Source organism: Micromonospora sp. LOL_024, from assembly GCF_048060415.1.
Taxonomy (GTDB): Bacteria; Actinomycetota; Actinomycetes; order Mycobacteriales; family Micromonosporaceae; genus Micromonospora.
Window position 1 is genome coordinate 1 of the sequence record NZ_JBHMIS010000170.1, and the last position, 714, is coordinate 714.

The 714-nt window shown below is 64.3% G+C and carries 1 pseudogene; it reads left to right on the forward strand.

The features are described from left to right. Positions 1 to 102 precede the first annotated feature (102 nt). Positions 103 to 654: pseudogene (locus tag ACFHWY_RS28745) on the forward strand (IS256 family transposase); the annotation flags it as partial. Positions 655 to 714 lie beyond the last annotated feature (60 nt).

The following is a 714-nucleotide window of genomic DNA, read 5'->3' on the forward strand; positions in this document are numbered from 1 at the left end:
ATCGACCGATCAAGGGAGAGACGCCAGATGACGACCGAGACCACTGTGGGACAGCCGGCCGTAGGGTCGGTGGCTGGGGCTACTGACGAGCAGTTGATCGCGATGCTGGTCGATCGGGCTCGTGGGGACGGGCTGCAGTTGACCGGTGAGGGCGGGCTGCTGCAGCAGTTGACCAAGCGGGTCCTGGAATCCGCGCTGGATGGCGAGATCACCGATCACGTGGGCTACGACAAGCACGATCCTGCTGGTCGGGGCAGTGGGAACACCCGTAACGGCAGCCGGATCAAGACCGTGCTCACCGATGTCGGACCGGTCGAGGTCCGGGTGCCACGCGACGCCGCCGGCACGTTCGAGCCGCAGATCGTTCGTAAGCGCCAGCGGCGCCTGTCCGGGGTCGACGACATGGTCCTGTCGTTGTCGGCCAAGGGGCTGACTCACGGCGAGATCAGCGCCCACTTGGCCGAGGTGTACGGGGCTGAGGTGTCGAAGCAGACCATCTCGACCATCACCGACAAGGTCATGGAGGGGATGGCCGAGTGGCAGAACCGGCCTCTGGACCGCGTGTATCCGGTCGTGTTCATCGATGCCATCAACGTGAAGATCCGTGATGGTCAGGTCGCGAACCGGCCGATCTACGTGGTCATGGCGGTCACCACGGCCGTTTCATGATCGATTGTGGCTGTGAGTGATGGTGCCCGTGTCGGCGTGTCGGAT